Origin of the sequence: Devosia elaeis, from assembly GCF_001650025.1 — a bacterium.
In the GTDB taxonomy this organism is placed as follows: domain Bacteria; phylum Pseudomonadota; class Alphaproteobacteria; order Rhizobiales; family Devosiaceae; genus Devosia; species Devosia elaeis.
In genome coordinates this window covers 1-9629 of sequence record NZ_LVVY01000014.1, presented here as the reverse complement: position 1 = coordinate 9629, position 9629 = coordinate 1, and the positions used below count along the sequence as shown (strand labels likewise).

Below are 9629 nucleotides of genomic sequence, written 5' to 3'. Positions count from 1 at the left end.
GCGTCAGATGTGTATAAGAGACAGGTGATATCCTGGGCGCGACGATCCAGCGGGGCATTTATCGTGGTCCACCACTTCCAGCAGCGCGACGGCGTGCTTTTTGCCGAAGACGTCAATCTCAACGACCTCGCGCGCGATGTCGGCACCCCTTTTTACGTCTATTCCAGCGCCACTTTGCGCCGTCATGTCCGGGTGGTGAAGGCGGCTTTCGAGGGCATTCCGACCCTGCTCGCCTATGCCATGAAGGCCAATTCCAACCAGGCCGTGCTCAAGCTCATGGCCTCGGAAGGCTGCGGGGCCGACGTGGTCTCGCTGGGCGAGCTGGAGCGGGCGCTGGCCGCCGGGATCGCGCCGGAAAAGATCGTCTTTTCCGGCGTCGCCAAGACGGTCGCGGAAATGCGCCGGGGCCTGGAAGCGGGCATCAAGTGCTTCAACGTGGAAAGCGAGCCCGAGCTCGAGCGGCTCTCCATGGTCGCCGCCGATATGGGCCGGACCGCCCATGTCTCGGTGCGCATCAATCCCGATGTCGATGCCCGCACCCATGCCAAGATTTCCACCGGCAAGTCCGAGAACAAGTTCGGCATTTCCTATAAGCGGGCGCGCGAGGTCTATCGCCGCATCGCCGAGCTGCCGCATGTCGAGGCGGTGGGCGTGGACATGCATATCGGCAGCCAGATCACCGATCTCGAACCGTTCGGCAATGCCTTTTCGCTGATGGCCGAACTGGTGACGGCCCTGCGCGCCGATGGCCACAGCATCGAGCATGTCGATGTCGGCGGTGGCCTCGGCATTCCCTATAATCACGACCAGGAAGCGCCGCCGCATCCCGACGCCTATGCCGCCGTCGTGCGCGACAAGGTGGGGCGGCTCGGCTGCTCGCTGGTGATCGAGCCCGGGCGCCTGCTGGTCGGCAATGCGGGCATCCTCGTCACCAAGGTCGAATATGTGAAGGAGGGGACCAGCAATTTCATCATCGTCGATGCGGCGATGAACGATCTGATCCGCCCCACGCTCTACGAAGCCCATCACGATATCGAACTGGTCAACCAGTCCAACCTGCCCCCGATCACCGGCGACATTGTCGGGCCGGTCTGCGAAACCGGCGATTACCTGGCCCGGGGCCGCACCATTCCCGGCGTCAAGGAAGGCGATCTCCTGGCAATCATCAGCGCCGGCGCCTATGGGGCCGTCATGGCTTCCACCTACAATTCCCGGCCGCTGATCCCCGAAGTTCTGGTCGATGGGGCGCGCTGGCACGTCATTCGCCCGCGCAAATCGCTCGAGGAGCTGATCGCGCTGGACAGCGTGCCCGACTGGCTCTGATTATTGCAGGGTCTGCCGGCCGAGCGACACCACTTCCACGGGGCGCCCGTGCAGCGCGTCGTCCACTTTGGCCAGGAGATCGGCCAGGCTGAAGGGCTTGGGGATGACGTCGTAGATCAGCGCATCGAGCCCATGGGCCCGCTCGCGCTGATCGGCAAAGCCGGTCATCAGCAGGATGGTCAGGTCCGGGTAGCGGGCGCCGACATGGAGCGCGAGCGCGATCCCGTCCATCACCGGCATCTTGATGTCGGAGAGCAGCAGGTCGAACTGGCCGTCCTCCGCATCGGCGGTTTCCGCGGCCAGGCCGCCATCTTCCTCGGCCACGACATCATAGCCCTTCATGGTGAGGGCACTGACGACAAAAGCGCGGACCGAAGGATCATCTTCGGCAACGAGGATGCGGGCCATGGGCTCTCTCCTATTGGTGTTCTATCGGAGCGGGCGCCGACGCCTGCCCGGCGTCTGCGGATCCGCTGCGTTCGGTCTGGACGCCGTTGCCGCCGGCGAAGCTGAGCCGCACCCGCATCGCCTCGCTGGGCGGCAGCGAGAGGCGCGTATCGAAGGTGGCGCGTTCCCCCGCCATCAGGTCGCGCACCCGGGGCGTGACGCTCCATTCGTAGACGGCATGGCCATCGGCGTCGAGCAGGCTCACCACCACCGGGGGCACGCGGACCGGCTCGGCGGTCAATCCCACGATCTGGGCCGAGACCATCAGCACGTCATTGCCGCCCGACAGGGTCTTGAGCGTTTCGAGGTTGGAAAATTCGAGTCCCACCACATTCACCCCCATGCCCATGGCAGCATAGAGCCCGGCCAGATCGGGATAGCGATCGACGATGTGCACGCGTCCGAAATAGGCGGTACTGAGCAGGGCGACGAGCCCGACCATGCCAAGGACCCGCGCCGCGCGGCGCACGCGCGCCAGGGGCAACCGGGAGATCATGGCATTGCGCCTTCTGCTGAAATCGGCCTGGCGCTTTTTCATTTCCGCGGCATTGAGTCCCGGCAAGGCGGCGGCGCCGGCTTGCGAGGCGCGGTTCAGCGCCGCTTCGACGGCGAAGGATTTTTCCTCGCTGGCCATGGCCTCGTCGAGCTGATCCTCGGCCATGGCCGAAAATGCCTGGTCGGCATCGGGCGGGGGCGGCAGGTCGGCGCTCAGCGGGTGCTGGTCCCAGGCCTGATGGCAATGCGCGCATTGCACCTTGCGACCGGCCGATCCGATGGCCTCGTAGGTCACCTGATATTTGGTCTGACAATGCGGGCAGGTAATGATCATCAGACGCTTGGTCGGTTTCCGGGCTGTGGGCGAACTTATCGTCGGGGGGTTAAAACTCCTCAAACCGCAGCGATATCAAAATTGTGCAGCTTTCCTCGGCCCAAAGGCTTGGCATGCCACAGGCCGGCCCCGTCGCTGCTATGATGCGCCGATGCTGATTCGCCCTCGCAACGCTGCCGGACCAATGGGGAGCAGACCTTTTTGATCGAGTTTTCCGATGTGGGCCTGCGCTATGGCAATGGTCCCGAAATCCTCAAGGACCTCACCTTTGCCATCGAGCCGGGGTCGTTCCACTTCCTCACCGGCCCCTCCGGTTCCGGCAAGACCAGCCTGTTGCGGCTGCTGCTGCTGTCGCTGAAGCCCAGCCGGGGCCGGGTCACCATGTTCGGCGAGGATGTCGGCAATCTCGACCAGGACCGCCTTCTGCAGATGCGCCGGCATATCGGGATCGTCTTCCAGGAATTCCGTCTGCTCGACCATCTGACCACGTTCGAGAACGTCGCTCTGCCCCTGCGGGTTCTGGGCCAGCCGGAAAGCGAATACAGGCCCAATGTGACCGAGCTGCTCGAATGGGTGGGGCTGGGCGAACGCATGCATGCCTTGCCCACCTTGCTCTCGGGCGGCGAAAAGCAGCGCGCCGCCATTGCGCGGGCCGTCATCGCCCGGCCCAGAATCCTCCTCGCGGACGAGCCGACCGGCAATGTCGATCCGGAGCTGTCGAGCCGGCTCGTGCATCTCTTCGCCGAACTCAACCGCACCCTGGGCATGACCATCATCCTGGCCACGCATGAACTGCCCCTGCTCGACCGCTTCCCCTATCCGCGCATGGTGCTCAACAAGGGGGAATTGACCATTCATGATTAGGCAAGCGCTTTCCCTGCTGCCGCGCCGCGGCGGCGCCGCGCCCATCGTCCCCGAGAAGAGCGTTGCCGGGCGCACGCTGTTGCTGCTCATCACCATCATGGCCTTCCTTTCGGCGGTGACGCTGGGCGGGGTGATGCTGGTGCAGAAATCGGCGATTGCCTGGTCGGCCGATGTCGGCCGCGAGTTGACCATCCAGATCCGGCCGGTCGAGGGCGAGGTCATGGACAGCAATCTGCGGACCGCCGTGTCGCTGGCGCAGTCGACGCCCGGCGTAGCGGGCGCGCGCGCCCTGACGCTGGAAGAAAGCCAGGCGCTGCTCGCCCCCTGGCTGGGCGCCGGTCTCGACCTGTCGGCCATCGCCATTCCCCGGCTGATCGTGGTGCAATTGGCCGATCCGGTCGAAGCCGATATCGAGCAATTGCAGCGCAATCTGCAAGCGGTGCGCGGGGCGAGCCTGGATACCCACGCCGCCTGGCGGCAGCAGCTCAACACCATGGCCGGCACCATGGTGCTGTCGGGCCTCTTGGTCCTGAGCCTGATCGGGGTGGCCACCGTGCTGGCCATCATCTTCGCCACTCGCGGCGCCATGGCCTCCAACCGGGAAATCGTCGACGTCCTGCATTTCATCGGCGCCTCCAATCGTTTCATCGCCGGTGAATTCCAGGGGCGCTTTCTCTCCATCGGCTTGCAGGGCGGGCTTTTGGGTACGGTTCTGGCCATTCTGTTCTTCGCCCTGATCGGCGCGGCCGCCGGCAGCGTGCTCCCCACCGAGGCGACGGCCCAGGTCGGCGTGCTGTTCGGCCAGTTCCTGCTCGGCTGGGATGGAATTTTCGGTATCGCGCTGGTCATTCCGGTTATCGCCGCGCTGACCGCGATCACCTCGCGCGTCACCGTGCGCCGCTATCTCAGCGAGGCCTCGTGACCAATTTCCTCGCCAGGCGTTCCGCGCATCGCTAGAGAAGGTGGCAAAGCGCAAGGCGCGGGGGACATCATGCCATTCAAGACCGCCATCCAGGCGATCCGCACGGCGATCTTCTATGTGGTCTTCATCGGCCAGACGATCGTCCTGGCCATACTCGCCGGCACGGTCGGCATTCTGGCGGGGCGCACGCCGTTCGGCTGGGCCATTGCCCGCTATTGGTGCTGGTCCAATGTGCGGATATTGCGGTTCCTGACCGGCATGCGCACCCAGGCCGAGGGCGACGAAAACATCCCGCCCGGCGGTTGCATCATCGCCTCCAAGCATCAATCCGACTGGGACATCTTCGCCATCTTCCCGCATACGGGGCGTCCGGCCTATATCGCCAAGAAGGAATTGATGCGCATCCCCTTCTTCGGCTGGGCCGCGCGGTCGCTGGATTGCATCGAGATCGACCGGCAAAAGGGCGCGCAGGCCATTCCCGAAATGATTGCCCAGGCCCGCGCCGCCATCGGGCGGGGATGCCGCATCGTCATCTATCCCGAAGGCACCCGCCGGGCGCCGCTGGCCGAGCCGGATTATCGCCAGGGCATCGTGCGCCTCTATAGCGCGCTTGGTGTGCCCGTCGTGCCGGTGGCGCTCGATTCGGGACTCTATTGGGGACGCAACAGCCCGATCATCTGGCCGGGTCTCGCCAAGGCGCGGTTCCTGCCCGCCATCGAGCCGGGCCTGGCCCCGGCCGTGTTCATCGAAAGGCTCAAGGCCGTTATCGAAGCCGAATCCGATCGCCTGGCGCTTGATGCCGTGACGCAGGGCCTGGAGCGCCCGATCGATGCCCGCCTGGCCGAACGGATCGAACGCCTGCATCATCGCCAGAACCACTAGATATTGACGTTTCTGCCGAACGAAATCATACATGTAGACATCGCATGGATATGAGCTTGACGCTGCGTCGAGTTTGTTCTATTTTTGTTCCTCTCTGGACAAGCAGGGGATGGATATGGTGTCGGTCGGGAACGGAGTGCAGGGGGCTGGCGGACGGGCCGGCTGGTCCATGGACTGGCAGGGGGGCTCCGGACGCCATTACCGGCTTCACGCCGAGCGCCTCGATTCCTTCGTCATGCGCGAGGACGACCTCTATGTGGTGGCCAAGGGCAATCATGTGCTCTGGGTCGGCTCCGCCCAGGACCTGATCGCCGACCCGGCCAGCCGGGTGCGGTTTCGGCTGGCGCTCGATTGCGCCACGCAGGCCTTCAGGCTCGATGCCCCTGAGGATCGGCTCGCCGCCATCTGGGATCTTGAAGACGCCATGCCCGCCGCCTTCACCTCGCATACCGCTCAAGCGGCATAATCATCGGCCTGAAGGGCCCGCGCCAGCGCCATGAGCGTGCGATCGCGGATGCCCAATTGCTCGAGATGCCGGGCAGTATTGAGCACATAATCCACATTCGGCCCGGCAATGCCCACTCCGGCGCGGACCATGGCCAATTGCCGGTCGAGGCTGAGCGGGCCCGTATATTGGGCATGGCTTTCGTCCACCATATAGGTCAGGGCGGAAACCCGTCGCCCATCCGCCAGGCTGACCGGCCGCGCCACTTCCCGATAGACCGAGGTCACCAATTCGCGGGCCTGCAGATAGGCCAGAACCTGTGGCCAGTTTTTTCCCTCGACCTCGAAAACCATGCCGCGGCAGGACCCGCCGCGAACCAGGCCGAACACCAGTCCCGGATTTTCCGGCGTGCCACGATAATGGTGCGAGATGATCGAGAGGGATCGATGGGCGCCATGGAGCACGCCCAATTGCGCGTCGATAAAGGCAAAGCCCGGATTCCAGATCAGCGATCCGTAGCCGAAGACCCAATATGTTTCGCTGTTGCTCGCCATTGCCTGCGTCATCGTCATATCCAAATCAAACCCAGCCTGCCCGAGCCGGCGCCGGATGCAAGGAAAACCGGACCGTTCTGCGCATCTCGAATAAGTCGCAATCCGCCGACAGTTTGAAAACCCGCTTCTGACCGGCCAGCAGCGGCGATAAGAAGAAGCCATGAAGAAGCGAATCATCATTCTCGGCGCCATCGTGCTGTTCATCGTGCTGGCCTGGACCGGCGCCTGGTATTTCGCGGCAGGCCAATTGCGCCAGCAGGTCGAGGCCCTGGCGCTGGCGGATGGTGACAGCGCCCCGCAATTGAGCTGCCAGAACCTGGTCATCGGCGGCTTCCCCTTCCGCCTCGATCTCGAATGCCTGGGCGTGGCGGTGGTTTCGGGCGACGTGCTGGTCGAATTGCCCTCCTTCCGGGCCAGCGTCATGGTCTATCGACCCAATCATATCCTGGGCTCCGCCAATGGGCCGGCGCGCATTTCCGACGCCTTTACCGGCCTGCGCCAGCAGGTGTCCTGGGCCGATATGGAGGCCAGCCTGCGCTTCGAGAACTGGCGCATCGCCCGCATCTCCGTCATCGGCAATGATTTCGCCTGGACCGACAATCTGTTCGGCAATTCCCTCATCGCCCGCAGCCCCCATGCCGAATTCCACCTGCTCGACATGCCCGAACAGCATGACAGCGCGGCGGGCCGGGCCGGGCTGGCGCTGTTCGCGCGGGCGCGGGATGTGGAAGCGCCCGCCATCGAACTGGCTCCCACCAATGCGGAAATCGAGGCCGAAATCACCCGGCTGCCCGACGATATCCGCAATTGGGGGGCAATGCCCATTCTAGCCGATTGGCAGCAGGCCGGGGGTAAGTTGCGCCTTGCCGCCATTCGCGCCGATGACGGCAGTGCCGATCTCAATGCCAGCGGCGAACTGGGCCTGGACCAGCAGGGCTATCCCACCGGGTCGATCAGCGTGGACTCGCTCGGCGTCGCCGAACGGATCGGGCCCCTGATCGAGGAGCCCTGGCGCACCCTGGTGCTGGGCGTGCCGGGCGAGAATGGCCGGCATCACAACCAGCTCAATTTCGCCGGCGGCGGCATGTCCTCGGGCCTGGTGCCCATCACCGCGGTGCCGCCACTGTTCTGAGGCTTTGCGGCCTCAGGCGTCGTCCCCGCCGCCATGCTCGCGGATGAAGGGCATGTCGGGGGCGGGCGGAGCATCATGCGGGCGACCGAAATCGGGCGCCTCGGTTTCCTGGCCGGCATTGATGATCGAGCGGCGGATGGCGCGGGTGCGGGTGAACAAGTTCTCCAGCGCCGGGCCGTCGCCGGTGCGTACCGCCCGCTGCAGCACGGACAAATCCTCGAGGAACCGGCCGAGCATTTCCAGCACCGCGTCGCGATTGGTGAGGAAGACGTCGCGCCACATGACCGGGTCGGAGGCGGCGATGCGGGTGAAGTCGCGGAAGCCCGAGGCGGAAAACTTGATCACTTCCGACTTGGTGTCCGCTTCCAGGTCGGCGACCGTGCCCACGATATTATAGGCGACCAGATGCGGAATATGGCTGGTAATGGCCAGCACCATGTCGTGATGGGCCGCATCCATGCATTCCACCATCGAGCCCATGGCCTGCCAGAAGCCGACCAGCCTGTCGGTGGCCGCCTGCGGCACGTCCGGCCCCGGCGTCAGCACGCACCAGCGGCCGGCGAACAATTCCGCAAAGCCCGCCGCGGGCCCCGAATGCTCGGTGCCGGCAATGGGATGGCCGGGAATGAAATGGACGCCGGCGGGCACGTGGGGCCCCACGACCTTGACCACATGTTCCTTGACGGAGCCGACATCGGACAGGATGGCGCCGGGCTCCAGGGCCGGGGCGATGGCGGCCGCCAGGGCGCCATAGGCCCCGACCGGGGCGCAGAGGATGACCAGGTCGGCGCCGCGCACCGCCTCGGCGGCGTCGAGCGTATAGATATCGCCCAGGCCCAATTCCCGCGCTTCATCGAGCGTTTCCTGGCGCCGGGTGGCGATGGAAATGACCTCCACCAAGCCCTGCCGGCGCGCCGCCAGCGCAATGGAGGATCCGATAAGGCCGATACCGATCAGCGCCAGCTTGCGAAAATGGGGACTCATTGGGCTTCATCCATGGATTTGAGCACCCGGGCCACCGCGCGCATCGCCTGTTCGGAGCCGATGGAAATGCGCAGGCCGTTGTCGATGCCGTAGGAGGGCCCGGTTTCGCGCACCACATAGCCGGCATCGAGCAGGGTGGTGAAGGCACGGGCGGCGATCTCGGGGCTTTCGAACAGGACCAGGATGAAATTGGCCTGGCTGGGCAGGACGCGCAGGCGATTGCCGGACAATTCCGCGCTCAGCCAATCGCGCCATTGCGCGTTATGCGCCCTGAGCTTCTCGGTGAAGGCGACATCCCGGGCCGCCGCCGCGCCGGCCATCTGCGCCGGCAGGTTGACGTTGAACGGCCCGCGGATGCGGTGCACGGCATCCACCACATGATCGGGACCCACCATCCAGCCGATGCGGGCGGCGGCCAGCCCCATCTTGGAGAAGGTGCGCACCATGACCACGTTCTGCTGCGCGCGCACCAGGTCGAGCCCGACCGAGTAATCATCGGCGGTGACATATTCGGCATAGGCGCTGTCGATGACCAGAAGGATATCGGGACGCAGCCCGGCATGCAGGCGCCGCAGCTCGGCCTCCGGCAGATAGGTGCCGGTGGGATTGTTGGGATTGGCGAGCCAGATCACTTTGGTGCGCTCGGTGACGGCAGCGAGCAGGGCATCGACATCGGCCCGGTAATCGGGCTCGTCGACCATGACGATCCGCGCGCCGGCCGCCTTGGTGATGATCGGATAGACCGAGAAACCGTAGCGGTTCATCACCGCCTCGTCGCCCTCGCCGAGATAGATCTGCGCCAAAAGGTGCAGAAGGTCGTCCGAGCCATTGCCGCAGACGATGGCAGCGGGGTCCACGCCATGCACCTCGCCCAGCGCTTCGCGCAACACGCGGGAGGAGCCTTCGGGGTAAATCTCCAGATGCGCCGCCGCTTCGAGCATGGCCGCCAGCGCCTTGGGGCTGGCGCCGAGCGGGGATTCATTGGCCGAAAGCTTGACGGTCTGGCTGCCCGGCTTGCCGGACTTGCCCGGCAGATAGGGCGCGATATCGAGAATGCCGGGCTGGGGAATGGGGCGGATCAGGTCGGACATGACGGTCTTCATGGAAGGCGGAAAAGCCGCGCGGACCATAGTGAAAGCGGCGGGGAAAGGCAAAACTTCTATGCGGCAGGCAGGCCCTTTCGCCGGACGGCATAAAAACCTCCGGGTTTGAAACGTCGATGGAAGCCCCGAGGCGGATTCCGCCTC

11 protein-coding genes are annotated in these 9629 nt (G+C 65.0%); 6 read left to right on the top strand and 5 right to left on the bottom strand.

Going from position 1 to position 9629, the window contains the following annotated elements:
• Window positions 1–63 precede the first annotated feature (63 nt).
• A complete protein-coding gene (lysA, locus tag A3840_RS01090; RefSeq protein ID WP_067450601.1) occupies window positions 64–1323 on the top strand; it encodes a diaminopimelate decarboxylase in 1260 nt (419 codons plus the stop codon).
• On the opposite strand, the gene A3840_RS01085 is transcribed toward lysA, so the two are convergent.
• Together A3840_RS01085 and A3840_RS01080 are read right to left on the bottom strand one after the other, a co-directional pair.
• Window positions 1324–1731 (bottom strand): response regulator, encoded by a 408-nt coding sequence (locus tag A3840_RS01085; RefSeq protein WP_067450598.1) that lies wholly within the window; start codon window positions 1729–1731, stop codon window positions 1324–1326.
• A 10-nt stretch (window positions 1732–1741) separates the two neighbouring features.
• Window positions 1742–2599, bottom strand: a complete 858-nt coding sequence (locus A3840_RS01080) for a zinc-ribbon domain-containing protein (RefSeq protein WP_067450595.1) — start codon at window positions 2597–2599, stop codon at window positions 1742–1744.
• A gap of 201 nt (window positions 2600–2800) precedes the next feature.
• On the opposite strand from A3840_RS01080, the gene A3840_RS01075 reads away from it, so the two are divergent.
• The 4 genes from A3840_RS01075 (at window position 2801) to A3840_RS01060 (ending at window position 5733) form a co-directional block, all read left to right on the top strand.
• Window positions 2801–3463: a cell division ATP-binding protein FtsE gene (locus tag A3840_RS01075; protein WP_067450592.1), complete on the top strand. Its 663-nt coding sequence runs from the start codon at window positions 2801–2803 to the stop codon at window positions 3461–3463.
• The gene (locus A3840_RS01070) at window positions 3456–4385 is read left to right on the top strand and encodes a cell division protein FtsX (RefSeq protein ID WP_067450589.1); all 930 of its coding nucleotides are present in this window, start codon (window positions 3456–3458) and stop codon (window positions 4383–4385) included. The genes A3840_RS01075 and A3840_RS01070 overlap by 8 nt, the downstream gene beginning before the upstream one ends.
• A 69-nt stretch (window positions 4386–4454) precedes the next feature.
• On the top strand, window positions 4455–5267 hold the full coding sequence (locus tag A3840_RS01065) for a lysophospholipid acyltransferase family protein (RefSeq protein WP_067450586.1): 813 nt from the start codon (window positions 4455–4457) through the stop codon (window positions 5265–5267).
• A 109-nt stretch (window positions 5268–5376) separates the two neighbouring features.
• The gene (locus A3840_RS01060; RefSeq protein WP_067450584.1) at window positions 5377–5733 is read left to right on the top strand and encodes a hypothetical protein; all 357 of its coding nucleotides are present in this window, start codon (window positions 5377–5379) and stop codon (window positions 5731–5733) included.
• Here A3840_RS01060 and A3840_RS01055 read toward each other — a convergent pair.
• Window positions 5721–6278, bottom strand: coding sequence for a gamma-glutamylcyclotransferase (locus A3840_RS01055; RefSeq protein ID WP_109442252.1), 558 nt, complete (start codon window positions 6276–6278; stop codon window positions 5721–5723). The two genes, A3840_RS01060 and A3840_RS01055, sit on opposite strands and share 13 nt — an antisense overlap.
• Window positions 6279–6426: 148 nt before the next feature.
• Between A3840_RS01055 and A3840_RS01050 the strand changes: the two genes are divergently transcribed.
• Window positions 6427–7398: a DUF2125 domain-containing protein gene (locus A3840_RS01050; protein WP_067450581.1), complete on the top strand. Its 972-nt coding sequence runs from the start codon at window positions 6427–6429 to the stop codon at window positions 7396–7398.
• 12 nt (window positions 7399–7410) lie between these two features.
• Here the strand turns inward: A3840_RS01050 and A3840_RS01045 are convergent, their stop codons facing one another.
• Window positions 7411–8382, bottom strand: a complete 972-nt coding sequence (locus tag A3840_RS01045) for a prephenate/arogenate dehydrogenase family protein (protein ID WP_067450578.1) — start codon at window positions 8380–8382, stop codon at window positions 7411–7413.
• Complete coding sequence (hisC, locus tag A3840_RS01040; RefSeq protein ID WP_082903553.1) at window positions 8379–9473, bottom strand: histidinol-phosphate transaminase; 1095 nt, start codon at window positions 9471–9473, stop codon at window positions 8379–8381. The genes A3840_RS01045 and hisC overlap by 4 nt, the downstream gene beginning before the upstream one ends.
• Window positions 9474–9629: the final 156 nt, after the last annotated feature.